General features: G+C 66.5%; 17 protein-coding genes. 8 read left to right on the plus strand and 9 right to left on the minus strand.

Annotated features, from left to right (window positions below; genetic code table 11):
* The first annotated feature begins 15 nt into the window (after nt 1-15).
* Nucleotides 16-1,548: a proline--tRNA ligase gene (proS, locus tag U1H82_RS01005; protein WP_322963062.1), complete on the plus strand. Its 1,533-nt coding sequence runs from the start codon at nt 16-18 to the stop codon at nt 1,546-1,548.
* Between the two features lie 183 nt (nt 1,549-1,731).
* On the opposite strand, the gene U1H82_RS01010 is transcribed toward proS, so the two are convergent.
* Together U1H82_RS01010 and rnr are read right to left on the minus strand one after the other, a co-directional pair.
* Nucleotides 1,732-2,700 (minus strand): glutathione S-transferase family protein, encoded by a 969-nt coding sequence (locus tag U1H82_RS01010; RefSeq protein WP_322963063.1) that lies wholly within the window; start codon nt 2,698-2,700, stop codon nt 1,732-1,734.
* A 175-nt stretch (nt 2,701-2,875) separates the two neighbouring features.
* Nucleotides 2,876-5,074, minus strand: coding sequence for a ribonuclease R (gene rnr, locus U1H82_RS01015; protein ID WP_322963064.1), 2,199 nt, complete (start codon nt 5,072-5,074; stop codon nt 2,876-2,878).
* 298 nt (nt 5,075-5,372) lie between these two features.
* On the opposite strand from rnr, the gene U1H82_RS01020 reads away from it, so the two are divergent.
* Nucleotides 5,373-7,868, plus strand: a complete 2,496-nt coding sequence (locus tag U1H82_RS01020) for a beta-N-acetylhexosaminidase (protein ID WP_322963065.1) — start codon at nt 5,373-5,375, stop codon at nt 7,866-7,868.
* Here U1H82_RS01020 and U1H82_RS01025 read toward each other — a convergent pair.
* Nucleotides 7,852-9,801: a glycoside hydrolase family 84 protein gene (locus U1H82_RS01025; RefSeq protein WP_322963066.1), complete on the minus strand. Its 1,950-nt coding sequence runs from the start codon at nt 9,799-9,801 to the stop codon at nt 7,852-7,854. The two genes, U1H82_RS01020 and U1H82_RS01025, sit on opposite strands and share 17 nt — an antisense overlap.
* A 174-nt stretch (nt 9,802-9,975) precedes the next feature.
* Entirely contained in the window at nt 9,976-11,769 is a 1,794-nt protein-coding gene (locus U1H82_RS01030; protein ID WP_322963067.1) for an ABC transporter transmembrane domain-containing protein, read from the minus strand.
* 229 nt (nt 11,770-11,998) lie between these two features.
* On the opposite strand from U1H82_RS01030, the gene U1H82_RS01035 reads away from it, so the two are divergent.
* Nucleotides 11,999-13,216, plus strand: a complete 1,218-nt coding sequence (locus tag U1H82_RS01035) for a polyhydroxyalkanoate depolymerase (RefSeq protein ID WP_322963068.1) — start codon at nt 11,999-12,001, stop codon at nt 13,214-13,216.
* A 116-nt stretch (nt 13,217-13,332) separates the two neighbouring features.
* Here U1H82_RS01035 and U1H82_RS01040 read toward each other — a convergent pair whose 3' ends face one another.
* Nucleotides 13,333-13,812: a pyridoxamine 5'-phosphate oxidase family protein gene (locus U1H82_RS01040; RefSeq protein WP_322963069.1), complete on the minus strand. Its 480-nt coding sequence runs from the start codon at nt 13,810-13,812 to the stop codon at nt 13,333-13,335.
* A 580-nt stretch (nt 13,813-14,392) separates the two neighbouring features.
* On the opposite strand from U1H82_RS01040, the gene U1H82_RS01045 reads away from it, so the two are divergent.
* Nucleotides 14,393-17,323: an L-glutamate gamma-semialdehyde dehydrogenase gene (locus tag U1H82_RS01045; protein ID WP_375339491.1), complete on the plus strand. Its 2,931-nt coding sequence runs from the start codon at nt 14,393-14,395 to the stop codon at nt 17,321-17,323.
* 119 nt (nt 17,324-17,442) lie between these two features.
* Here U1H82_RS01045 and U1H82_RS01050 read toward each other — a convergent pair whose 3' ends face one another.
* Nucleotides 17,443-18,615, minus strand: a complete 1,173-nt coding sequence (locus U1H82_RS01050) for a mechanosensitive ion channel family protein (protein WP_322963071.1) — start codon at nt 18,613-18,615, stop codon at nt 17,443-17,445.
* Between the two features lie 25 nt (nt 18,616-18,640).
* Nucleotides 18,641-19,642 (minus strand): DNA topoisomerase IB, encoded by a 1,002-nt coding sequence (locus tag U1H82_RS01055; RefSeq protein ID WP_322963072.1) that lies wholly within the window; start codon nt 19,640-19,642, stop codon nt 18,641-18,643.
* A gap of 122 nt (nt 19,643-19,764) precedes the next feature.
* Here U1H82_RS01055 and U1H82_RS01060 point away from each other — a divergent pair, with 122 nt between their 5' ends.
* Nucleotides 19,765-20,337, plus strand: coding sequence for a type 1 glutamine amidotransferase domain-containing protein (locus U1H82_RS01060; protein WP_322963073.1), 573 nt, complete (start codon nt 19,765-19,767; stop codon nt 20,335-20,337).
* Between the two features lie 131 nt (nt 20,338-20,468).
* The gene (locus tag U1H82_RS01065) at nt 20,469-21,395 is read left to right on the plus strand and encodes a right-handed parallel beta-helix repeat-containing protein (protein WP_322963074.1); all 927 of its coding nucleotides are present in this window, start codon (nt 20,469-20,471) and stop codon (nt 21,393-21,395) included.
* Here the strand turns inward: U1H82_RS01065 and U1H82_RS01070 are convergent.
* The gene (locus U1H82_RS01070; RefSeq protein WP_322963075.1) at nt 21,370-22,752 is read right to left on the minus strand and encodes a putative O-glycosylation ligase, exosortase A system-associated; all 1,383 of its coding nucleotides are present in this window, start codon (nt 22,750-22,752) and stop codon (nt 21,370-21,372) included. The genes U1H82_RS01065 and U1H82_RS01070 overlap by 26 nt on opposite strands.
* Nucleotides 22,745-22,879 (minus strand): hypothetical protein, encoded by a 135-nt coding sequence (locus U1H82_RS01075; RefSeq protein ID WP_322963076.1) that lies wholly within the window; start codon nt 22,877-22,879, stop codon nt 22,745-22,747. The genes U1H82_RS01070 and U1H82_RS01075 overlap by 8 nt, the downstream gene beginning before the upstream one ends.
* Nucleotides 22,880-22,975: 96 nt before the next feature.
* Between U1H82_RS01075 and U1H82_RS01080 the strand changes: the two genes are divergently transcribed.
* Complete coding sequence (locus U1H82_RS01080) at nt 22,976-24,199, plus strand: TIGR04063 family PEP-CTERM/XrtA system glycosyltransferase (RefSeq protein WP_322963077.1); 1,224 nt, start codon at nt 22,976-22,978, stop codon at nt 24,197-24,199.
* Complete coding sequence (locus U1H82_RS01085; RefSeq protein WP_322963078.1) at nt 24,196-24,897, plus strand: hypothetical protein; 702 nt, start codon at nt 24,196-24,198, stop codon at nt 24,895-24,897. The genes U1H82_RS01080 and U1H82_RS01085 overlap by 4 nt, the downstream gene beginning before the upstream one ends.
* The last annotated feature ends 33 nt before the right edge of the window (nt 24,898-24,930 follow it).

The raw sequence follows: 24,930 nt of genomic DNA on the forward strand, positions 1-24,930 counted from the left end.
CGCTATCGGGCGGGCATGAAGCACGCTCTGTCCGTCACCCGCGACGCGGATTTCTCCGCCTGGTATCAGTCCGTCATCGCCGAGGGCGATCTGGCCGAGGAATCGGGCGTCCGTGGCTGCATGGTCATCCGCCCCTGGGGCTATGGCATCTGGGAGCGTATCCAGCGGCTGCTCGACGATCGCATCAAGGCGACGGGGCATGAGAATTGCTATTTCCCGCTCTTCATCCCGCTCAGCTATTTCGAGAAGGAGGCCGAGCATGTCGACGGCTTCGCCAAGGAAATGGCGGTCGTCACCCATCACCGGCTGATCGCCGACGGCAAGGGCGGACTGGTCCCCGATCCCGAGGCGAAGCTGGAAGAGCCTTTGGTCGTACGCCCGACCTCGGAGACGGTGATCGGCACCGCCTTTGCCCGCTGGGTCCAGTCGTGGCGCGACCTGCCGGTGCTGATCAACCAGTGGGCCAATGTCGTCCGCTGGGAAATGCGCACCCGCATGTTCCTGCGCACCGCCGAATTCCTGTGGCAGGAGGGACATACCGCCCACGCCACGGTCGACGAGGCGCGCGCCGAGACGATCCAGATGCTGGAGGTTTACCGCAGTTTCGCCGAGAATTGCCTCGCCATGCATGTCATCGCGGGCGAGAAGCCGGAGAATGAGCGTTTCCCCGGCGCGGTCGAAACCTATTCGATCGAAGCGATGATGCAGGATGGCAAGGCACTTCAGGCCGGGACCAGCCATTTCCTGGGCGACAATTTTGCCAAGGCGCAGAATATCCGCTTCCAGAATGCCGAGGGCGGGCTGGACTTCGCCCAGACGACCAGCTGGGGCGTGTCGACCCGCATGATCGGCGGCATGATCATGGTCCACGGCGACGATGACGGCATGCGCGTGCCGCCCAAGGTCGCGCCGTGGCAGGTCGTCATCGTGCCGATGCTGCGCGACCAGCCCGAGGACGAGGCACTGCTTGCCTATTGCCGCGACCTGCAAAAGGAACTGGTCGGCGGCACGGCGCTGGGTGAGCCGATCCGCGCGATGGTCGATGCCCGCGCGCAAAAGGCCGCCAACAAGCGTTGGGGCTGGGTCAAGAAGGGCGCGCCGGTCATCATCGAGGTCGGCGGCCGCGACATGGCGGGCGGCAATGTCTCGGTCATCCGCCGCGACCGGCTGTACCGCGAGGACGGCAAGCTCGACTCGGTCGTGCAGCCGCGCGGCGATTTCGTGTCGGGCGTCGCCGACCTGCTGGCCGACATCCAGGGCGAACTCCATCGCCAGTCGGCCGAGCGGCTGAAGGCGCAGATCGTCCCCGTGGACGACTGGGCGGCCGTCGAGGCGCATTTTGCCGAAGGGCAGAAGAACCCCGGCTGGGTCGATGTTCGCTGGGCCAAGCCGACCGGCGACGAACTGGAGCAGGTGGTCGAGAAGCTGAAGGCCCTGAAGTTGACCATCCGCAACGCCCCGATGGGCCAGACGGGTTGCGACGACGGTCCCTGCATCTTCACCGGCCGCGCGGCGGTGGAGCGGGTTCTGATTGGCCGGGCGTACTAAAAAACTCCCCCTCCCGCAGGCGGGAGGGGGCTGGGGGGAGGGCAGGCCGCGAGCGACGGTCTCGGTGAGACCCATGCCCTCCCCAAACCCAGTTTCAGGTAAACGATGCCCCGCATCGTTTAGGTCACGCCGGGGGCATGACCGACCTGAAACTCGCCTGCGGGAGGGGCTTAAGAAGTGGGCTTATCCCCGCACCAACCCCGCCCAGGGCAGGTCCGGCCCGGCGGGGACGATCCCGGTTGGGTTCAGCTCCAGATGGCTGGCGTAATAATGCGTCTTGATGTGATCGAGATGCACCGTATCCGCGATCGCCGGGATAGCCAGCATCCGCTCCAGCAGGCCTTCCAACGCCGGATAATCCTGCACCCGGCGGACATTGCATTTGAAATGCCCGTGATAGACCGCATCGAAGCGAACGAGCGTGGTGAACAGCCGGATATCCGCTTCGGTCATCCGGTCGCCGACCAGCCATTCGCGGCCCGTCAGCCGCGCCTCCAGCCGATCCAACTCGGCGAATAGCGGTGCGACCGCTTCGTCATAGGCGTCCTGATTTTTGGCGAAGCCGCATTTATAGACGCCGTTATTGACCCGGTCATAGACGGTGGCGTTGACCGCATCGATCGCGTCGCGACGTTCGGCAGGGTAATAATCCCCATCGAGCGCCCCCAGTCCGTCGAATGCGGTGCCGAGCATGCGGATGATTTCGGCGGACTCGTTGCTGACGATCGTGTCGCGCACCGTGTCCCACAGGACCGGGACCGTGACCTTGCCGGTGTAACCGTCACGCGCGCGGGCATAGAGTTGCCACAGGAAGTCCGAGCCATGGAGCCTGTCACCGGTTCCGCCACGCTCGGTGGCGAAGGTCCAGCCATCGTCGCGCATCAGCGGATCGACCACCGACAGGTCGATCATCGATTCGAGCCCCTTCAAGGCCCGGACGATCATCGTGCGATGCGCCCAGGGGCAGGCATAGGAGACATAGAGGTGATAGCGCCCCGGTTCGGCGCGGTGGCCGGTCTGGCCGTCAGGGCCTGGGCCGCCGTCCGCCGTCACCCAGTCGCGAAAACCCGAGTCGGGGCGCTGGAAGCTGCCCTTCTCGTCGGAATTGAACAGCCCATCGGCGTGCCAGACGCCGTCCACCATATTGCCCATGCGTGTGTCTCCTTGGGGGGAGGTACGCATGGGGCAGGGGAGCGATCCCCCAATTCCTCCCCTGGAAGGGGAGGTGGCGCGCATAGCGCGTCGGAGGGGTGTCGCCCTATCGAGAGCGGGACACCCCTCCGTCAGGGCTGCGCCCTGCCACCTCCCCTTCCAGGGGAGGAATGCGTCAGCGCCGCTTGCCGTTGTGGCGGATGTTGGCGGGGCGGCCCCGTCGTTTCAGCACCCGGCGCGGCTCGGGCTTGGCGCCCTTGCCGTCGGGCAGCTCGAAGCGCAGCGCGCCCGACACCGGGTTCGCCTCGGCCAAACGCAAGCTCAGGCGCTGGCCCAGCTTGTAGATTTCGCGGCTCTTCTCGCCGAGCAGCTGCTGCGAGCCCTCGTCATAGTGGAAGTAATCCCCGCCCAGATCACGGATCGGCATCAGCCCGTCGCCGCCCACCCCGTCGACGGTCGCGAAGAACCCGAAATTGGTGACGCCGGTAATCCGCGTCTCGACTACCTGACCGACATGCTCGGACAGATAGGCCGCGACATAGCGGTCGATCGTCTCGCGCTCCGCCTCCATCGCGCGGCGCTCATATTGGCTGATCGAGGTGCCCAGCCGCTCCATCTCGTCGCCCTCGGGCAGCAGGCCACCGTCGCCCAGCTTGTACGCGCCCACCAGCGCGCGGTGGACGACCAGATCGGCATAGCGCCGGATCGGCGAGGTGAAATGAGCATAGGAGCCCAGCGACAGGCCGAAATGCCCCTGATTGACCGGCGCATAATAGGCTTGGGTCTGCGAGCGCAGGATCTGCTCCATCACCTGGGGTTTGAAATCCGCATCACCGATCTTGTCGATGATCCGGTTGAAGGTGGCCGGGCGGATCACCTGTCCCATCGCAAACGGGATGTCGAAGGTTTCGAGATACTCCTTCAGCGCGACCAGCTTGGTGCGGCTGGGCACCTCATGGACGCGGTACATGACCGGGGCCTTCTTCGCCTCCAGCGCCTTGGCGGCGGCGACATTGGCGGCGATCATGTAATCCTCGATCAGCCGGTGCGCATCCAGCCGCGCGCGGGGTGCGACCGACAATATGCGGCCATTCTGGTCGAGCACCACTCGCCGTTCGGGCAGATCGAGGTCGAGCGGCTCGCGGTCGTCGCGCGCCTTGGCGAGCGCGGCCCAGCAATCCCAGAGCGGCCGAAGCGCCGTCTCGGTCAGCGGATGCGCCAGTTCGCCGTCGATCGCGGCCTGTGCGTCTTCATAGGCAATATTGGCCGCCAGCCGCACGACCGCGCGGGTGAAGCGGAAGCTCTTGAGCTTGCCGTCCTTCGTCACTTGCAGATGGCAGGCGAGCGCGGCGCGGTCCTCACCCTCTTTCAGCGAACAGACATCGGCCGACAGGATTTCGGGAAGCATCGGCACCACCCGGTCGGGGAAATAGACCGAATTGCCGCGCCGCCGCGCATCCTTGTCGATCGCCGAGCCGGGGCGGACATAGAAGCTGACGTCTGCAATGGCGACGATGGCGCGCCAGCCCTCCGGGTTGGCGGGATCGTCGTCGGGCGCGGCCCAGACGGCATCGTCATGGTCGCGGGCGTCGACGGGATCGATCGCGACGATCGGCAGGTCGCGCAGGTCTTCGCGGTCGTCGCCCAAGGGCTGGCGCGCGACCCGCTCGGCTTCCTCCAGCGTCTCGGGCTGGAAACGGTCGGGAATCTCGAACTTGTGGATCGCGATCAGCGAGAAGCTGCGCGGGGCGAAGGGATCGCCCAGCCGTTCGACCACCTTGGCGGTGATGCGCGGCGGGCGGCCCGCCTTTTCGGCCAGCACCAGCTCGCCCGCCTCGGCGCCGCCGGTGTCGGACACCATCATCTCGCGCCGGTCCTTCTTGTCGACGGATGTCAGCCAGAAACGTCCGGCTTCTTCACGCAGCACGCCCAGCACCTGTTCGGAGGCGGGGGCGATCGTCTTCATGACATGCGCGATCCAGCCGCCGCCCGCTTCCTCGGTCCGCGCCAGCACGCGCTGGCCGATGCCCAGGCTCCCGCGCTTGCGCTCGCGGATGCGCAGGCGGGGGATGGGGATGCCGTCCGCCTCCCAGCGCTCCGGCTGGCCCCAGACATTGCCGCCGTCATCGACATCGACGACGCGCAGCACCGTCACCTTGGGCAGCCCGCCCATCTTGTGAAAGGCGCGGCCCGGCGCGCTGTCGATCAGCCCTTCGTCGGCCATGTCCTTGAGCAGCGCCTTCAGCCCGATCTTCTCCTGCGCGGACAGGCCAAAGGCCCGCGCGATCTCGCGCTTGCCAGCGGGCTGGTCCGACTGTTCGATGAAGGCGAGGATTTGCTCACGGGTCGGCAGACCCGGCTGGGGTTTTTTCATGGGGGAGAGATAGGGGGTAGGGCGGGCGGCGTCACCCCCAGCATTCCATTCCTCCCCTGCAAGGGGAGGTGGCTGGCCGAAGGCCAGACGGAGGGGTATCCCGGTTTGAGAGGTCGTCCGCCCTCGTGACCGGTTACACCCCTCCACCAGCTTCGTGTTCGAGCGAGATTGTGCCCCCGGCACAATCTTGGTCTGCCGGGGGCAGACCAAAGTTCGAACACCCCCTCCCCTTGCAGGGGAGGATTAATATCGACATGATCCAATGTAATACCAGTACGGCGTAGCGGGACGGGCAAACATGATGACTTTATGGGCCTCGGCCGCGATCCTGGCGGCGGCACCGACTTCGCAGGCGGATCTCGATCGGCTGGCGGCGATTTTGGGCTATCGCTACACAATCCTTACCAACCGCCCCGCGACCTGCCCGACCGGCACGCCGCGTTGTTTCGAGGCGGATATCGCCATCGCCGTACCCGAAGGCGCGCCCAGCCTGCCGGTCGAAATCCGCTACAGCCTGGTCAATCCGGTGCTGAAGATCGACAGCGACATGTTCGACAATCGCACGATCAACGGCGACCTGAATGTCCTGACGCTGAAGCCGGGCCAGCAGTTGAAGCCGGGCCGGACCTATCATGTGAAGCTGACCGGCCTGGGCGCATTCTTCTCGCGCAACCATATGATGCCCAATGCGACGCTGGCGGTGGCGGGTTTGGCCCCGCGGGTGATCGCGGCGACCCGGACGGGGACCGATGCCGAGACGGGATTGGAGACCTTGCCCTTCGTTGCGCCGATGACGGACGAGGCCGCGCTTGCCCGCAGCGCGCCCGACGATCAGACGGTCTGGCGTACGCCCGAACGGGCCTTTGCGCTTTATGCCGAACGCGGCGCGGCGACGCCGGTCGATGTCGCGATCCTGCCCAAGCCGATGAAGGCCATGCGGCCAACGGGGGCGCCGGTCGATCTGTCCAGGGGGCTGCGCGTGACGATCGAGGGCTTCCCCCGTGCCGCCCTTGCGCCTGCGCTGGCCGGGTTGCCGATGGGCACCGTGCCGCTGACCATTCGCAAGGACAGCGGACTGCCGCTCGAGGGCTATCGCCTGACCATCGGCGAGGGGCGCGTGATCGTCGCGGCGGCGGATGCGGCGGGGGCCTCCTATGGCCTGCGGTCGCTGGCGCAGCAGATGGCGGCCGAGGGGACGCGCCTGCGCCCGCTGACCGTGGAGGACGCGCCGCGCTATGGCTTTCGCGGGCTGCACATCGATCTGGCGCGCAACTTCCACAGCAAGGCCGAGATCCTGAAGCTGATCGAGCAGATGGCGGCCTACAAGCTCAACACGCTGCACCTGCATCTGGGTGACGACGAGGGCTGGCGGTTGCAGATCGCCAGCCTGCCCGAACTGACCGGGATCGGCGCTTATCGCTGCGAGGATCTAACCGAGAAGACGTGCCTGTCGCCGCAACTGGGCGCGGACCCGGCACGGGATGCGCCGACCAACGGCTATCTGACGGCGGCGGACTATACCGACATACTGCGCGCCGCCAAGGCACGGCAGATCAACGTCATCCCTTCCTTCGATATGCCCGGCCATTCGCGCGCGGCGATCCGGTCGATGGAGGTGCGCTATCAGCGGCTGATGGCCAAGGGCGACAAGGCGGCCGCCGAGCGGTTTCGGCTGGTCGAGCCGGGTGACACCACCCGCTATTCCAGCGTCCAGCATTATAACGACAACACGCTGAACGTCTGTATCGACAGCACCTATCGCTTCATCGACACGGTGATCGACGACATCGCCGCCCTGCACAAGGCGGCGGGGGTGCCGCTGACCACCTATCATATCGGCGCGGACGAGACGGCGGGTGCCTGGGTCCAGTCGCCAGCCTGCAAGGTGATGATGGCGAAAACGGGCATGCAGCCCAAGCAACTCGGCGCGTACTTTATCGAGCGGATTTCCGCCGATCTCGCCAAGCGCGGCATCGCGGTCGCGGGGTGGAGCGACGGGCTGGGCCATACCGACCCGGCGAAGATGCCCGCGCACGTCCAGACCAATATCTGGAGCAACCTGCACGCGGGCGGCGTGGCCGAGGCGCATGGCCAGGCCAATCGCGGGTGGAAGACGGTGCTGTCGATCCCCGATCTGGGCTATTTCGACATGCCCTATGCCGCCGATCCCAACGAGACCGGCTATGACTGGGCCTCGCGCGGGGTGGACAGTTTCCAGGTGTTCGGCTTCATGCCCGGCAATCTGGCGGCCAATGCCGCGCTGATCCCCAACATCCTCGCCCAGCCCAAGGCGATTGCGGACAGCGTGCCGCTCCAGCCGGGCCGCGCCATTGCCGGTATCCAGGCGCAATTGTGGAGCGAGACGGTGCGCCGGGACACGCAGGTCGATTACATGCTGTTCCCACGCCTGCTGGCGCTGGCCGAGCGGGCGTGGAGCAAGCCGGATTGGGAGCCCGCCTATGTCGCAGGCACCGGCTATGAACCCAATGATCCCCGCGTGGACCGGACCAAGCTGCTCGCTGGGTGGCAGGATTTCGCTGGGCGGATGGGCGTGCAGATGCGGCTGCTCGACCGGGCGGGGGTGACCTATCGCCTCGCCCCGCCGGGTGCCCGGATCGCGGACGGCATGTTGGAGGCTAACACCGAGTTTCCCGGCACCCCGATCGAGTACCGCACCGGCGGCACCGCGTGGCGGCGCTATGCCGGGCCGGTGGCGGTGACGGGGGCGGTCGCGCTTCGCACCCGCACCCCAGACGGCCGCCGCGCCAGCCGGACGGTTACGGTTTCGCCGTAACCGCGATCAGACCGGGTGCGTCGGCGATGAAGCGGTCGAGTACGCCGTCCGCGATCTTGACCGGCCCGCCGAAACGGGTTGCGCCGGGAATCGTCTGAACCGCAGCGGCCTGGCCAGCGATCCGCCTGGCATCGGCGAAATAGCGGGGCGCTGCCGCATTGCCCCGATCGGCGGCGTCCAGTCCGGCGGCAGTCTGTTGCAACGCGCGGCCCCAGAGCTGCATCGCCTCCAGCCACGGTGCGGCCTGTTCGGCAAAAGCCGGATCGACCACCCCCGCCCGGATCGTGTCGGGCGCATCGGCCAGCGCATCGGCCTTGGCATGCAACGCGGCCAGCGCCGCCCGGCGTTCGCGCTCGTCGCCATTCGCCAGCGCCTCGCGGACATGGTCGAGCAGCGCCTTCAACCAGGGCGCCTGTTCCTGCCAGGGCTGGCTGCCGAAGGTGGGGGCGAGATGCTCGACATCGAACAGTTCCAGCAGCGCGGCGGTCGCCCGCGCGTCGCCCCCGGCCAGATCGCGTGCGGCATAATGCCAGGTCCGATCGGCGTCATAACCCTTGTCGTTCCACCCGAACGCCAGCACGCCCGTCACCGCGACGCGGCTGGGCGCTTCCTGGTTCATCGGGTTGGACAGGATACCGGTCAGCTCGGAGGAGAGCCCGGCCTCGCGCTTGGCATAGGGGGCGAGCAGCAGACGCCCGGCCGAACTGGCATAGTCGTTGACCGGATAATTGTCCCAGAGCAGCGTCTTGCGACCGAACGCCTTGGTTGCGGCCTTGGCATCGGGGACGGAGATGGCGGGCGGCACGACATCGGTGCCGGTCCACTGGACGACGATGCGCGGGTTCAGGTTCGCCCGCAGCGCCGCCTTATACGGGCTTTCCTTGGCGTCATAATATTCGGTCGGCACCATGATGAGCGGGCGCGAGGCAGGGTCCTGTTTCAACAGGTCGGCCTGCACGGCGTTCAGCAGTTTCGACTGGGCGACACCGGCGGCCTGTGCGCCGGAGGGGCCGAACGCCGCCTTGTCTGCGTCGCAATTCCATTTCTGATATTCGATGTCGTCCAGCGCAACATAGAAGCTGTGCACGCCGATCCCGCGCAGCGCTGCGAATTTGCGCAGCAGCGCCTGTTCGTCCGCCGGGTCGGAGAAGCAGATGCTCGGTCCCGGCGAGATCGCATAAACGAAGTTCACATGATTGGCCTTGGCCCGCGCGGCCAGCGTGCCCAGCCCCGCCAGCGTCGCGGCCGGATAGGGCTCCCGCCACTTGTCGCGCGCGAAGGGATCGTCCTTGGGGCTGTAGACATAGGTGTTGGCCTTCATCTCGCCCAGGAAATCGAGATGCTTGGTCCGGTCGGTCATCGACCAGGGCTTGCCGTAGAACCCTTCGATCGTGCCGCGGATCGGCATGGCGGGATGGTCGCGGATGGTCAGCGCGGGAATGCTTGGCCGCGCGAGCAACTGGCGCAGCGTCTGCACGGCATGGAACAGCCCGTCGGCGTCATGGCCGGCCAGGGTGATGAGCCCACCATTGCCCGAGGCGCGGACGGCCAAGCTATAGCCCTCGCTCTGGTCGTCGGCGCTGACGTTGCTGCGATTCAGGGCGTCACGGACCAGGGCGGCGCTGTCCGGGCCGATCACGATCACCGTCTCGCCGGGCGTCGACGGCAGGCGCTTGGCGGTGGTGATCTCGGTCACGCCCGCTTGGGTTAGGAGGGTGCGGACCAGCGCGACCGTCTCGGCCTCGGTGCCCGGCGCGACGATCAATGCGACCGAGCGGCCCAGGGTGATCGCACCGTCGCCCAGCGTCATCGACACGGGGGCGGGGAAGATGGCGGGCAGGGTGGCGGGGCTGGCGTGCGCGGCCGGGGTGAGGCTCGCCAGCGCGATGGCCGTCAGGACGCCGCTATTCCACCTGTTTGCCGCCCGCGTCATCCTCTGTCTCCGGTATTGAAATGGTATTGTCGGAGCCTAGGGGAGCGGTGGCGCGCCTGCAAGCCGCTTTCCGGTTTTGCGCTAAGTATCCATTTCCACTATGATTTGTATGGGGCGAGCGGCCTTGACGGTGCGCTATTCCCGCCAGGCCAAAGTGGTATTAAACCGGCCCCATCAATCGTGAAATTGGAGGCTCGCCAGCCGGGCATAGAGCCCGCCGCCCGCGATCAGGTCCGCATGGCGGCCCTGCTCGACGATCCGTCCGCCGTCCATCACCACGATCCGCTCGGCGGCGCGTACGGTCGCCAGCCGGTGCGCGATGACCAGCGTCGTGCGGTTCGCCATCAGCCGTTCCAGCGCCTGTTGGACCAGTTGCTCGCTCTCGGCATCCAGCGCGCTGGTTGCTTCGTCCAGCAGCAGGATCGGCGCATCGCGCAGCAGCGCGCGGGCGATGGTGACCCGCTGGCGCTGCCCACCCGACAGCCGCGCGCCGCCCTCGCCCAGGAAGGTATCGAGCCCCTGCGGCAACGCCCGCAGAAAGTCGGCGGCATTGGCGGCTTCGGCCGCGGCCCAGAGTTCGTCGTCGCTCGCGTCCCAACGCCCATAACGGAGGTTGTCGCGGGCAGAGGCGCCGAAGATCACCGTCTCCTGCGGCACCATCGCGATGCGCGCACGGATCGCCGCCGGATCGGCGTCGCGCAGACTGACGCCGTCGAGCGAGATGGCGCCCTCTTGCGGGTCGTAGAAGCGTTCGGCCAGCTGGAACAGCGTCGACTTGCCCGCGCCGGACGGGCCGACCACCGCGACCGTCTCACCCGGCCGGATGTCGAGCGAGAAGCCGTTCAGCGCCGCGACCTCGGGCCGGGTGGGATAGTGGAACACCACATCCTCGAACCGCAACGCCCCCATCGGCACGACCGGCAGAACGGCGGGGGCGGGCGGCGGCGCGATCTCGGGCTGTTCGGCGAGCAGCTCGGCCAGTCGCTGCGCCGCGCCCGAGGCGCGCAATATGTCGCCCCATACCTCGGTGAGCGCCTGGAAGGAGCCGGCGACCAGCATCCCCGTCACGACGAATGCGGTCAGCGATCCGCCCGACAGCCGTCCGCTGGCCACGTCCGCCACCGCTTCCCACAAGAGCAGGGTCAGTCCGCCGAAGAACAGCCCGATCACCATCGCGGTCATCAGAGCGCGGAGCAGGAAGCGTTTGCGCGACGTGGCGAAGCCATGGCTGACCGCCAGCTCGAACCGTTCGGCCTCGCGGCGTTCCTGGCCGAATGCCTGGACGACCTTCATCGCGCCCAGCGTCTCGACCGCCATCGCGCCGATATCGGCCAGCCGGTCCTGGCTGTCACGCGAATAGCCGCGCACCTTCTTGCCCAGCAACACGATGGGCAGGACGATCACCGGGATGCAGACGAGCAGCGACAGGGTCAGCTTGGGCGATAGCGCGAAGAGATAGATGGTCCCGCCAATCCCGATCACGACGTTGCGCAGCGCGATCGACACGGTCGAACCGACCACCTGCTCGATGATCGCGGTGTCGGCGGTCAGTCGGCTGGCGATTTCAGAGGGGCGGTTCTCTTCGAAATAGCGCGGGGCCAGGCGCAGCAGATTGGCCTGCACCGCGACTCGGATATCGGCGACCGTCCGCTCGCCCAGCCAGGACACGAAATAGAAGCGGAAGGCGGTCGCCACCGCCAGCACCAGCACCACCGCCAACAGCCCCTGGAAATAGGGCGCGATATCGTCCCCCTTCGCCAGGCTGCCGAAGCCGTGGTCGATCACCTTCTGGAAGGTGCGCGGGATGAACAGGGTCGCGCTGGCCGCCACCAGCAGCGACACGGCGGCGGCGACCAGTTGCGCCGGGTAACGCAGCGTGTAGCGCCACACCATCTTCAGATTGCTCAGGCGCTTGCTGGCAGGAACCGGAGCGGCGGCGGATCGCGGGGGGGCGGCATGTCTGGCCATGATCCGACGGGGCCTAGCAGCGCAAGCACATCGGCTCAACGGCGGTGCGGGGTCGCGACGCATCGTTTGGGCGTATTGGTGCGTTTCGCTTGTCTATGGCCCGCATGACGATCCCGCACGGACCTGCACTATGACCGATCGGCCATATTCTGGTCATCATGCGCAAACCGTTTCATGCTAGATATGTGGCAATCACGGCTCCGTCCGGCGGAGCGCAGGGGAATCGACAATGTTGTACGACGCCTATGAAATGCAGCGCTCGATGCTGGCGGGCGCGAGCGCGCTGGCCAATTTCGGCGCGGGGTTGCTTCAGAACCCGGCCAATCCCTTCGCCTATCTGGGCGGCGGCACGATCATGGGATCGGCGCTGGAGGTCTTTGCCCATGCCGCCGCGCCGCGCGGCAAGCCCGCCTTCGGCCTGACCAAGACTCAGATCGACGGCCGCGACGTGGTGGTTCACGAAGAGATCGTGCTGCGCAAGCCCTTCGGCCAGCTAAAGCGTTTCCGCCGCGAGGGGGTGGAGGACAGCCCCAAGCTGCTGATCGTCGCCCCCATGTCGGGCCACTATGCCACGCTGCTGCGCGGCACGGTCGAGCGGATGCTGCCGAGCTGTGAGGTGTACATCACCGATTGGCGCGATGCGAAGCTGGTGCCGCTATCCGACGGGCGGTTCGATTTCGACGATTATGTCGATTACATCATCGACTTCCTGACCGAGATCGGGCCGGGCGCGCATATGCTGGCGGTGTGTCAGCCCTCGGTGCCCTGCTATGTCGCCGCTTGCGTGATGAGCGCGGACAAGCATCCTTGCACCCCGCGCACCCTGACCCTGATGGGCGGGCCGGTCGATACGCGCGAGGCGCCGACGGCGGTCAACCTGCTGGCGACCGAGCGGCCGCATGCCTGGTTCGAGCAGAACGCCATTGCCACCGTGCCGATGACCTATCCGGGTGCCGGGCGGCGGGTCTATCCGGGCTTTCTGCAACTTGCCGGGTTCATGTCGATGAATCTGGGCAACCACATGATTTCGCACTGGGAGATGTTCAAGCATCTGGTCCAGGGCGACGGCGAAAGCGCCGACTCGACCAAGCGCTTCTATGATGAATATCGCGCGGTGTGCGACATGACGGCGGAGTTCTATCTCCAGACGGTCGAACTGGTGTTCCAGCGCCATGCGCTGCCCAAGGGCGAGATGCTCCATCATGGCAAGCGCGTCGATCCCGGCGCGATCACCGATATCGGCATCCTGGCGATCGAGGGCGAGCGCGACGATATTTCGGGCGTCGGCCAAACCCGCGCGGCGCTGACGCTGGCGACCAATCTGTCGGACGACAAGAAGCGCTATTACATGGCCGAGAAGGTCGGTCATTACGGCATCTTCAACGGCTCGAAATGGCGCAACCGCATCGCGCCGGTGGTCGAGGAATGGATCAAGGCCAATGGGTGAGGGTCTGTAGCGTCTCGATCCTTGTCCGCTCATCCTGACGGGGGCGGACATATAGGCATGGAAAACGCCCGGAAGCCGCTTGGCCTCCGGGCGTTTCGCATTCCGGTGATCGCGAATTATGCGACCGAGCCGACCACCGCATGGCTGGACGATTCGTCCGAACGGATGGTGCCGCCGAACAGCATCTTCACCCGGCCCGACAGCGAGATATCGGTTTCCCATAGCTCGGCCGAGTTGATGTCGAAGCGCAGCAGCGTCAGGTTCGGGTCCGACTTTCCTTCCGGGAACCAGGCCTCGACATGGTTATTCCACAGCTTGTCGATCTGTTGCCGGTCATTGTCGGTCGAGACATGGCCCGACAGGCAGGCGAAGAAGTCATGGCCCTTGCCGACGAACTGCGCCATCGCCTGCCCGCCGCCCGCGATACGGTTGTCGCGGCCCGCGAAGAAGAACAGCGTGTTGGGCTGATCGTCGTCAATCTGTGCGGTCATCGGTTCGGAATGCTGGCCATCCTCCAGACCGATCATGACGAAGGGGCTGTCCTTCAGCTTGTCGAGGAACTTGGCGGCGATTTCCTGCGGGGTGGCGTCGGCCATCATGGCTCTCCTGTTCACGGGGTTTGACGGGAGAACGACGCGGGGGCGGGGATGGTTGCGAACAAGATCCTGCGTAATCGAACGTCGATTTGGCATGATCTTGTACGGCGATCCGGGTTAGGGATCGCTCGACGGCAATTCTGCCGTCACTCACAGAAAGGACCACGGATGTCCGTAGCCGATCTGTGCCTGATCCTGGGCGTTGTCATCGCCTTCGCGACTTTGGTCGTGAAGATTATCGACGTTCGCAACAGGTAAGGTGCCCGGCGGGGCTCGGGTAGCCGCCCGAGCCCCAAAGGATTTGAGCCCCGGTCGTAGCCGCGACCGGGGCTCTACAGAAAGGCGGATGTCCTCGCCTGCGATTCATATACGGCAATAGCGTCAAAATTTCAATTCCGATGGCAAACGCGAACAGCGCCATATATCGTATCAAACGATACCCATTCCCCATATTTCCCGCTAAGCGCTGGTCCATCACAGCATCGCCATGCGGCTCACGGCGCGATCCAACCGCGCCGGGCCGCCCGACTGGACATAAGACCTTATGACCTCTGCCGTTACCGCCGACGCGCGTAAGTCCATGAAATCGCTATACCGCGCGCCCGAGCCCGATGTCCTGAAGCCGCTGCTCGACCGCGCCGCGGCGACCCCGGAAGCGCGCGAGCGGATCATGGGCCATGCCTCCGGCCTGCTCGCCGATCTGCGGGCGGCGCAGAATCGCGGCTGGGTGAACCAGTTCCTTCAGGAATATCGCCTCAACTCGTCCGAGGGTGTCGCGCTGCTGAGTCTCGCCGAGGCGTTCCTGCGCGTGCCCGATCCCGAGACCGCCGACCTGTTGATCGCCGACAAGCTGGGCGAGGCGGATTGGCGCGCGCATACCGGGCGCTCGGCGTCGAAGCTGGTCAACTCGGCCACCTGGGGTCTGGTCGTCGGGCGCGCGCTGGTGGGCGAGGGCGAGGCGGGGCCGCTCAAGCGGCTGCTGTCGCGCGCGGGCGAGCCGTTCGTGCGGCAGGCGGTCGGTGCCGCGATGCGCATGATGGGCGAGATCTTCGTGATGGGCCGCACCATCGAGGAAGCGATGCGCCGCATGAAGAAGCCCGAGAATAAGGGCTTCACCGCCAGCTTCGACATGCTGGGTGAGGCGGCGCGCACGCATGAGGATGCCGAGCGCTATTTCCAGGCCTATGTGAAGGCGATCGACGCCGTGGGCTCCGACCCGGCGGCGGGACATTCGATTTCGGTCAAGCTGTCGGCGCTCCACCCCCGCTACGAACTGCCGCGCGCTTATGAGTGCGTGCCCGCGCTGACCGACATGCTGGCGCAGCTGGCCCGGCAGGCGGCGGACAAGGGCATTGCGTTGACCGTCGATGCCGAGGAGTCCGAGCGGCTGGAGATGAGCCTGGACATCATCGGCGGCGTCGCGGCGCTGCCGGCGCTGAAGGGCTGGGACGGCTTCGGCATGGCGGTGCAGGCCTATGGCAAGCGCGCGCGCGCGGTCATCGCCTGGGCCAATGGCCTCGACCGGATCATGAACGTGCGTCTCGTCAAGGGCGCATACTGGGATAGCGAGATCAAGCGTACCCAGGTCGAGGGGCTGGCCGACTATCCGCTGTTCACCCGCAAGGCGGCGACCGACGTGTCCTATCTGGCGGTCGCCAAGGACATGCTGGCGGCCGAGAATATCCGCCCGGCTTTCGCCAGCCACAATGCGCTGACCGTCGCGACCATCCTCGAATGGGCGGGCAACAGCCATGACTTTGAGTTCCAGCGTCTGCACGGCATGGGCGACGGCCTGTACGAGCGGCTGGTGCGCGAGCAGGGGCATAAGTGCCGCATCTATGCGCCGGTCGGCGGGCACCGCGATCTGCTGGCCTATCTGGTCCGCCGGTTGCTGGAAAATGGCGCGAACTCGAGCTTCGTGCATCAGCTCGCCGATGCGCGGCTGACTGAGGCGGAGATCCTCGCCGATCCGGTCGCCAAGATCGCCGCCGTGGGCGGTGCGCGGCACCCGAGTATCCCGCTGCCCATCGACCTGTTCGCGCCGGGGCATCGCAACTCGACCGGCATCGACCTGAGCGACATCGCGACGCTGGATGCGACGGTGAAGGCGGTGAACGCCCCCGCCGTGAAGCCGGTTGCCGCGACCGCCGACGTCGCCTCGCTGGTTACGCGCGCCCATGCCGCTTTCCCGGCGTGGAACGCGACCCCGCTCGACACTCGCGCGGGCGTGCTGGAAAAGCTGGCCGATCTGCTGGAGCAGGACCGCGAGCGGCTGATGGCGATTCTGGTGCAGGAGGCGTTCAAGACCATCCCCGACGCCATCGGTGAAGTGCGCGAGGCCGCCGATTTCTGCCGTTACTATGCGCAGCAGGCGCGCGCGCGGCTCGGTTCGGTCGAATTGCCGGGGCCGACAGGCGAGCGCAACACGCTGCATCTGGAAGGGCGCGGCGTCTGGGCGACGGTCGCACCGTGGAACTTCCCGCTGGCGATCTTCCTGGGTCAGACGGTGGCGGCGCTCGTCACCGGCAACACCGTCGTCGCCAAGCCCGCGCCGCAGACGCCTGCCATCGCGGCGGCGGCGGTGGAACTGGCCTATCGCGCGGGCGTGCCGCGTGACGCGCTGCTGCTCGCGGTCGGTGGCCCCGATGTGGGCCAAGAGCTGACCGAGGATCACCGGATCGCGGGCGTCGCCTTCACCGGATCGACCGCCACCGCCAAGCGGATCGCGCGGACGTTGGTGGCCGATGACGATCGCCCGATCGTGCCGCTGATCGCCGAAACGGGCGGCATCAACGCGATGATCGTCGATTCGACCGCGTTGCCCGAACAGGTGGTGGCGGACGTCATCACCTCGTCCTTCCGCTCGGCGGGGCAGCGCTGCTCGGCGCTGCGGTTGCTGCTGGTCCAGGCGGATGTCGCCGACAATGTCATCGAAATGCTCAAGGGCGCGATGGAGACGCTGGTGCTGGGCACGACCGGCAATCCGGCCACCGATGTCGGTCCGGTGATCGACCGGGCGGCCTATGACAAGCTGATGGCCTATCGTGCGGAGATGGCGGGCAAGACGATCAAGACGCTCGACGCGCCCGCCGATGGCCTGTTCGTGCCGCCGACGCTGATCCGGCTCGACCGGGTGGAGGACCTGACCCAGGAATGGTTCGGCCCGATCCTGCATGTCGCGACCTGGGAAGCGGGCACGCTGTCCGAGACGATCGCGAAGGTGAATGCCAAGGGTTACGGCCTGACCATGGGCCTGCATAGCCGCATCGCCCGCGCGGGCGAGGTGATCGAGGCGGAAGCGGCGGTCGGCAACCTTTACATCAACCGCTCGATGATCGGCGCGGTCGTGGGCAGCCAGCCTTTCGGCGGCGAAGGCCTGTCGGGCACCGGGCCGAAGGCGGGTGGGCCGCATTACCTGTACCGCTTCTGCGCGGAGCGGGCGGTGTCGGTCGATACGACCTCGGCGGGCGGCAACGCCACGCTGTTGTCGCTGGATGAAGGCGGCATCTGACCTATTCCTCCCCTGCAAGGGGAGGGGGACCATGCGTAGCATGGTGGAGGGGTGTCCCCGCTGACCGTGACACCCCTCCGTCAGTCCTTCGGACTGCCACCTCCCCTTGCAGGGGAGGATTAGCTGGCTTTATGCACCTCGACCGGCTGAACCTGCGGATAGGGCATGACCAGCGTCCCGTCCGGCGCGGCGGTGTAGGTCGTCTGGGTGGGGTAGGGGATGCTGATCCCCTCCGCCGCGAACCGTTTCATCAGCGTGACCAGCATCCGGTTGCGCAGGTCGTGCGCGGTCGCCCAATCGTCGCCGGGCACGTCGAACTGGAGCGCGAAGTCGAGGCTGGAGGCCCCGAAATTCTCAAAGCCTGCGCGCGCCACCTTGCCGCCTTCGCTCTCGACGATCTCGGTCAGCAGGGCGGGCACGCGCGCCAGCGTCTCGGGCGGGGTTTCATAGGCGACGCCGATCATGAACGACAGGCGGACATGATCGCGCACCGTGGTATTCTGGATTTCCTTGTCCAGCAGCTGCCGGTTTGAGATGATCCGAAGCTCACCGGTAAAGGCGCGGATGCGGGTGGATTTCAGCCCGATCGACTCGATCACGCCGCTGGTATTGCCATAGCTGATCTTGTCTCCACGCCGGAACGGCCGGTCGAAGATGATCGCCAGCGCGGCGAACAGGTCACCGAAAATGCCTTGCGCCGCCAGACCGATGGCGATGCCGCCGACGCCCAGACCGGCGACCAAGCCGGTGACGTTCACGCCCAGATTGTCGAGCACCACGACCAGCGCAATGGCGAAGAGAACGGCGGTGACCAGCAACCGGATCAGCCCCATCGCCGACAGCAGCGCCTCGCCCGAATAATGTTCGGAGCGGGTGCGATGCTCGATCGTGCCGAGGATCAGTTCGCGCGCCCAGATCGCGGCCTGGAAGGCGCTGGCGATGGTGAAGAAGAACTGGATCGTCTTGGCGACCTCGCCCGGCGCGCCCGCATAGCCGGACACGAGTTGGGCGGCGAGGGTGACGATGAAGAACAGGTTGGTCCGCGCGATCGCATGACCCAGGATCACGCCCCAGCCGCCCGCAAAGCCGGGCTTGCGACATAGCCGATCGCCCAGCCGGCGTACCCAGAGCAGCGCCAGCACGATGACGGCGCCCACCCCGATCGCGATCAGCACTTTCAGCCAATAGACCTGAACCCAGTCATAGGTGGCGTCGAGGATGCTCTCGACCTGATTGGGGATGCGCGAGCCGTCGAAGATCGGCGCCTTGGGCGAAGTATTGCTCGTCGCCATGGGGACTCCTGAAAAAGATGGGCGGTCAGGCCGCCTTGACGGCCGGGGTTCCGGCCTCGAGAAAGGCGATCAGGCCGCATTCGATGCGGCTCAATCCGGCCCGCGCGCGCGGCAGGCGGAGCGTCTGGCGAAATGCGGCCTGCCCCTCCTTCACCAAGGCGATCAGCGAGGGGTGGACATAGGATTTGCGCGCGATGGCGGGCGTGTTGCCCAGCTTTTCGACGACAGGTTCCAGCATCGCCTTCAGGCTGAGATCCGCCTCGGCCAGCGCCAGCGCCTCGAACGCGGCGACGCTGGCGGCCCAGGTGCGGAAATGCTTGGCGGTGAAGTCGCAGCCGGTCGTCTCGCGGATGTAAGTATTCACGTCCGACGAACTGACCGGGTTGGCCTCGCCCTCGTCATCGACCCAGGCGAAGAGATGCTGTTCGTCCAGATCCTGGCACCGCTTCACGAAGCTGGCGAGCGAGCGGTCGGTCAGGGTCAGGTCGCGCATCTTGCCCGACTTGCCGCGATAGCGGAGCCGCAGGCTGGTGCCCTTTACCTGCCCGTGCCGCTTGCGCAGCGTGGTCGCGCCGAAACTCTTGTTGGTCGCGGCATAGGCCTCGTTACCGACACGCAAATGCCCGTTGTCGAGCAGCCGGACGACGGCGGCGACCGCGCGCTCCTTGCACAGGCCGCGCTTCTTCAGATCGGCCTCGACGCGTTTGCGGAGGGCGGGCAGAGCGTGCCCGAATTCGACGCAGCGTTCATATTTGGCCGCCTCCTGCGCCTCGCGGAAATCGGCGTGATAGCGATATTGCTTGCGGCCCTTCTCGTCCCAGCCGACCGCCTGGATATGGCCATTGGCGCGCGGGCAGAACCAGGCGTCCTTATAGGCGGGGGGCAGGCCGATGCGGTTCAGCCGGTCGATCTCGTCCCGATCGGTGATGCGTTCGCCCTTGGCGGTCCAATAGGCCCAATGCCCGCGAACCTTGGTCCGGGTGATGCCGGGCTTGCTGTCATCGCAATAGACTAATCGGGTGGCCATCGCTCTCTCTCGGGTCGTCTTTGCAAATGCGTCGCTGGTCGCTTCGTTCCGGAACGGCCGATGCGGTCGCGGGTTCTGGTACTGGCTCTCCCCAAGCCATTCCCCGACAGGAGTTTTTCATCATGGCCGATCTTTCCCAGGCACGTGTCCTGATGCTCGCCGCCGACGGCTTCGAGACCGTCGAACTGTTCGAACCGCGCAAGGCTTTGGAAGCCGCAGGCGCCAAGGTGCAGCTCGCCTCGCTCACGTCCGATCCGATCCAGGGCATGGAAGGCGACATCAACAAGGCCGAGACCGCGACCCCCGACCTGACCGTCGATGAGGTCGACACCGACGATTACGACGCGCTCGTGCTTCCCGGCGGCACCTGCAACCCCGACAAGCTGCGCCTGAACGAGCGCGCGGTCGAGATCGTCACCGAGTTCATGGAGGACGACAAGATTGTCGCCGCCATCTGCCACGGCCCCTGGCTGCTCGCCGAGGCGGACGTGATCGACGGTCGCCGCCTGACCAGCTACCCCTCGATCCGCACCGACCTGTCCAATGCGGGCGCGGATGTGGTGGACGAGGAGGTCGTGGTCGACGGCAACCTGATTACCAGCCGCAAGCCGGACGACATCCCCGCCTTCAACAAGGCGATCCTGACCGCGCTGGAAGAGGAACTGGCCGACGAGGACGAGACCGAAGAAGCGTAACAACCCAATCCTCCCCATCGTCAGATGGGGAGGGATGCGCTCGCATCCCGTCACGGGACGATCACGGGCGTCGCATCCTGGCCCCATGCGTGGCAGGATGCGACGCCCGTTTGTTATTTCAGGATATGTCGATGCGCCTGCTGCCGCTGTTGCTGATCGGTTTGACCTCCGGCGTCGCCCTTGCGCAGGGCAGCGCGCAGCCCTTCATGGTGGGCGGGCGCGGCTTTTCGACATTGCAGGAGGCGGTGGCCGCGATCGGTGACGGCGAGGGCACGATCCGCATCGCGCCGGGCACGTACCGCGAATGCGCCGTCCAGAGCGCGGGCCGCATCGCCTATGTCGCGACCGAGCCGGGCAAGGTGATCTTCACCCGTATCGCCTGCGAAGGGAAAGCGGCGCTGGTGCTGCGCGGGCGGGGCGCCTCGGTCGAGGGTATCGTCTTCAGCCATATCGAGGTCGGCGACGGAAACGGCGCGGGCATCCGCATCGAAAAGGGCCCGCTGACGGTCAGCAATGCGATGTTCCTCGACAGCCAGTCGGGCATCCTGTCGGCGGAAGACCCCAACGGCACCGTCTCGGTCGACCACTCGACCTTTTCCGGCCTGGGCCATGACCCCACGGGCAATGGCGCGCACGGCATCTATATGGGGCGCTACAAGTCCTTGCGTGTCATCGCCAGCCGCTTCGAACGGGGGCAGGGCGGCCATTACGTCAAGTCGCGCGCGCCCAATGTCGAGATACTTGATAGCAGCTTCGACGACAGCCATGGCCATATGACCAACTATATGATCGACCTGTCGAACGGCGCGAAGGGGCGGATCGCGGGCAACGAATTCGTCTTCGGCCGCGACAAGGACAATCACTCGACGCTGATCACCGTCGCGCCGGAGGGGGCGAAGAATGATTCTTCCGGGCTGGTGGTCGAAAACAACCGCGCCCGCCTGGCGCCCGGCGTCGATTTCAAGCCGGTCTTTGTCGGCAACTGGTCGGGCGAACCGCTGGTGATCCGGGGCAATATCCTGGGCGCGGGGATCACGCCGACGGCGCGGAAATGGTAGGGCGGCCGGGGCGTAACCGCTGACGGATCGCGGCGGGCTTCTGCCGCTCCTCGCGTGAGCGGCGCGAGAGATAGGTGTCGAGCCCGATCTCGGCGGCCATCAGCTGATAGAGGAAGGGGTTGTACGCGATCCCGACGAACGCCCCGCCCAGCAGATAGATCAGATGCCCATGCTGGAGCGCGCCCGCCAGCCGCCCGCCCCAGTGCAGCGGATCGTCGGGATCACGATATCGCCGCCGCAGGGCCTCCATCCGGATCAGCCCTGCGATATTGATCCCCAGCCACAGGAACAGCCCCGGCCAGCCCTGCTCGCCCAGCATCTCGAAATAGCTGGAGTGATAGGCGCGGGCGCGGTCGGTGGTGACCCGCTGCTCGACCTTGCTGTCATGTGCCGATCCCTCGACCGTGGTCAGGTCATAGCGCACGCTGTTCTGAAGATAGGCGTTGAACCCGCCGCCGAACGGGTGGGACGCCGCATAGCCCAGCGTCCATTTCCACACCGCCAACCGGGTCGAGGCCGAGGCATCCCCCTTATAGGTGCGGATGGTGTTCATCCGCTCGGTATAGGAGGACGGCAGCAGCGGCACGACCGCGACGCCCACCGCCGCCAGTGCGCCGATATAGAGGAGCCGCCGCTTCACGTCGCGCAGCATCAGCACCGCAAGCAATCCGACGCACAGCAATCCCGTCCGCGCCGAGGTGCCCACAGGGATCAGCAGACAGGCGAAGATCAGACCCGCCCCGAACGTTCGTACCCGCCAGTCGGGCGGGTAGATCGTGCCATATCGCATCATCCACACGATGATCGGGACCACCGAAACCGCGACCGTCGAGATGATGCTGCCCTCATATAGTCCGGAATTGCTCCGGACCATCAGGTTCAACTCGCCATACCCGCCCCCGCTGAACAGCGTCTTGACCCCGCCCACGATGACGATCGAGGAGAGGGACAATAGCATGAACAGCAGCAGCGCCTCGATCCGCAACCGGGTGCGCAGCGTCAGCGGCAGGAAGGCGGCAAAGGCGAGCGCTTTCCACACCCAGTCCCATTTTTCCCTGGCTTCGCTGGGGAAGTCGGCGCCGAAAAAGGTGGTGATCGCGCAATAGAAGAGCAGCAGCAGGATCGCCCCCTGCCGCACCGTGAACCGACAGTCCCGCTTGTCATCGGCCAAGGCCCAGCCGCCGACCGCCGCGATGACCGCGATCAGCGAGATCGGCACCGAGTTGAGCAGATAATAGGTCAGCCGCTGCGGCGAGACCATGTCGATATAGATATAGGCGAGCACCATCAGGAACGGGCGTCGCAGGCCCATTGCGAACAGGCTGAACAGGAACCCGATCAGGAACAGGTCACGCATCGTCGCCGCGCCTCCTGGCGGTGGGACGGACCTCGCCCTCCTGATCCAGCTCACGCCGCCCGAGCAGGCGCCACGCCGCGATCAGCATCAGGCAGTGGGACAGGAAAAGGGCAAAGCTGTCGATCATCGCCCGTTTTCGCAAACCCTTAACGCCTGTGTCGTGCCCTGCTTATAAACCGGCGGTTGACGCGGCGTTAAGGGCTGGCATGACAGGTGCCACGTCATGCGTATCCTGCATATCCTCGATCACGGCCTGCCGTTGCAAAGCGGTTACACCTTTCGGACCCGTGCCATATTGAAGGCACAGGCGGGCGAAGGCCATGCGGTGGCGGCGGTGACCGGCCCTCGCCAGGGGGCAGGGGAGGATGGGGTCGAGATGATCGACGGCCTGACCTTCTACCGCACCCCCGTTTCGGGGGCGGCACCGGCCCAGCGGGGCTGGATCGGCGAGGCGGCCGGGCTGGCGACTCAGATTCGGGCGATCGATCGGGCGGTGGCCGCTTTCCGGCCCGATATCCTGCACGCCCATTCGCCCGTGCTCGACGCGCTGGCGGGGCTGGCGGTGGTCAGGCGGCGGCGATTGCCGCTGGTCTACGAGATTCGTGCCTTTTGGGAGGATGCGGCGGTCGGCAACGGCACCGGGGTCGAGGGCAGCGCGCGTTACCGCGCGACCCGCGCGCTGGAGAGCTGGGCCTGTCGCCGCGCCGACGCGATTGCCGTCATCTGCGAAGGGCTGCGCCGCGACCTGATCGCGCGGGGGCTGCCCCAGGACAAGATCATCGTCTCGCCCAACGGCGTCGACCTGGGGCTGTTCGGGACGCCCGCGCCGCGTGACCCGGCGCTGGCGGCGGAACTCGGCTTAGCCGATGCCGAGGTCGTCGGCTTCATCGGCAGTTTCTACGATTATGAGGGGCTGGACGACCTGATCGCCGCGATGCCGGGCCTGGTCGCGGCCCGGCCCAAGGCGCGGCTGCTGCTGGTCGGCGGCGGTCCGATGGAGGCGGCGCTGCGGGCGCAGGCCGAGGCTTCCTCTGTCGCCGCGGCGATCCGCTTTGTCGGGCGGGTGCCGCATCAGGAGGTCGAGCGCTATTATGGGCTGGTCGATGTCCTGGCCTATCCGCGCAAGAAGATGCGGCTGACCGACTTGGTCACGCCGCTGAAACCGCTGGAGGCGATGGCGCAGGGGCGGCTGGTCGCCGCATCGGATGTTGGCGGCCATCGCGAGCTGATCGAAAATGGGCGCACGGGCACGCTGTTCGCGCCCGACGATCCTGCGGCGATCGCCGATGCGCTGGCGGGCCTGTTCGCCGATCGCAGCGGCTGGGATGCCCGGCGTGTCGCAGGGCGGGACTTTGTTGAAAAAGAACGCAATTGGGCGTCGAACATTCGGCGTTACGAACCTGTTTACCATCGATTGCTACACGGGGCGCCGACCCAACGCCTATGACCTTCACCGCCACGCCTTCCCACCATCGTTTCGGACCTGCCTGGATCGGCGGGGCTGTCGGTGTGTTCCTGGCCTTCATGGTGATCATCGTGCCCGATTGGCGGCTGGAGTCGCTGGTCGCGCAACTGGGACTGGGTGACATTCTGTCGGCCGCGCGGCCGCCGCTTGGCATGAAAGCACGGGGGCTGCTGGCCCTGGTCGCCGGGCTGGGGGCGGGGGCGATCGCCTGGGCGGTCGTCTATCTGCTCTGGGGGCCGGGTGGCCTGTTGGCCAGGCGGGTCCGTGCCGAAGGTGACGATTCGGAGGATTATGTGCCGGTTGTCCGTCGATCGGATCGTCATCCCGACGCGCCGCCGCGCCGCCCGCTCCATGCCGCCGAACTGGGCGCACCGCCGCCGCCCGTCGAGGACGAGACGGTCGAGCGCACGCTGCCCGCCGACCTCGACCAGCCGCTATCAGCCTATGACCCCGACGCGATCCTGTCGGTCCCGCGTGAGCCGGTCCGTCCGGTCGCGGCCCGGCCCGTGCCACCACAGCCCAAGGAACCCATGCCGATCTCGCCGATGCGCGAGGACAAGCCGGTGGAGCAGGGGGCCGCACTGCCCCGGCCCGACCGGGGGGAAGAGTCGATCGAGACGTTGCTCGAGCGGCTGGAGCGGGAAACCGCCCTTCGCAAGTCGCTGCGGCCCAAGGGCTGAGACCCTATCCTCGTCGGACGGACGGGGAATTCT

This window comes from Sphingomonas fuzhouensis (assembly GCF_034659795.1).
GTDB classification, from domain to species: Bacteria; Pseudomonadota; Alphaproteobacteria; order Sphingomonadales; family Sphingomonadaceae; genus Sphingomonas; species Sphingomonas fuzhouensis.

What these genes read in the sequence shown, in the direction of transcription:
- U1H82_RS01060 (WP_322963073.1), top strand. Translation starts at nt 19,765, where the DNA reads ATGGCCGATCTTTCCCAGGCACGTGTCCTGATGCTCGCCGCCGACGGC.
- rnr (WP_322963064.1), bottom strand. Translation starts at nt 5,074, where the DNA reads ATGAAAAAACCCCAGCCGGGTCTGCCGACCCGTGAGCAAATCCTCGCC.
- U1H82_RS01020 (WP_322963065.1), top strand. Translation starts at nt 5,373, where the DNA reads ATGATGACTTTATGGGCCTCGGCCGCGATCCTGGCGGCGGCACCGACT.
- U1H82_RS01075 (WP_322963076.1), bottom strand. Translation starts at nt 22,879, where the DNA reads ATGATCGACAGCTTTGCCCTTTTCCTGTCCCACTGCCTGATGCTGATC.
- U1H82_RS01070 (WP_322963075.1), bottom strand. Translation starts at nt 22,752, where the DNA reads ATGCGTGACCTGTTCCTGATCGGGTTCCTGTTCAGCCTGTTCGCAATG.
- proS (WP_322963062.1), top strand. Translation starts at nt 16, where the DNA reads ATGAAGCACGCTCTGTCCGTCACCCGCGACGCGGATTTCTCCGCCTGG.
- U1H82_RS01040 (WP_322963069.1), bottom strand. Translation starts at nt 13,812, where the DNA reads ATGGCCGACGCCACCCCGCAGGAAATCGCCGCCAAGTTCCTCGACAAG.
- U1H82_RS01055 (WP_322963072.1), bottom strand. Translation starts at nt 19,642, where the DNA reads ATGGCCACCCGATTAGTCTATTGCGATGACAGCAAGCCCGGCATCACC.
- U1H82_RS01080 (WP_322963077.1), top strand. Translation starts at nt 22,976, where the DNA reads ATGCGTATCCTGCATATCCTCGATCACGGCCTGCCGTTGCAAAGCGGT.
- U1H82_RS01010 (WP_322963063.1), bottom strand. Translation starts at nt 2,700, where the DNA reads ATGGGCAATATGGTGGACGGCGTCTGGCACGCCGATGGGCTGTTCAAT.
- U1H82_RS01030 (WP_322963067.1), bottom strand. Translation starts at nt 11,769, where the DNA reads ATGGCCAGACATGCCGCCCCCCCGCGATCCGCCGCCGCTCCGGTTCCT.
- U1H82_RS01035 (WP_322963068.1), top strand. Translation starts at nt 11,999, where the DNA reads ATGTTGTACGACGCCTATGAAATGCAGCGCTCGATGCTGGCGGGCGCG.
- U1H82_RS01065 (WP_322963074.1), top strand. Translation starts at nt 20,469, where the DNA reads ATGCGCCTGCTGCCGCTGTTGCTGATCGGTTTGACCTCCGGCGTCGCC.
- U1H82_RS01050 (WP_322963071.1), bottom strand. Translation starts at nt 18,615, where the DNA reads ATGGCGACGAGCAATACTTCGCCCAAGGCGCCGATCTTCGACGGCTCG.
- U1H82_RS01025 (WP_322963066.1), bottom strand. Translation starts at nt 9,801, where the DNA reads ATGACGCGGGCGGCAAACAGGTGGAATAGCGGCGTCCTGACGGCCATC.
- U1H82_RS01045 (WP_375339491.1), top strand. Translation starts at nt 14,393, where the DNA reads ATGAAATCGCTATACCGCGCGCCCGAGCCCGATGTCCTGAAGCCGCTG.
- U1H82_RS01085 (WP_322963078.1), top strand. Translation starts at nt 24,196, where the DNA reads ATGACCTTCACCGCCACGCCTTCCCACCATCGTTTCGGACCTGCCTGG.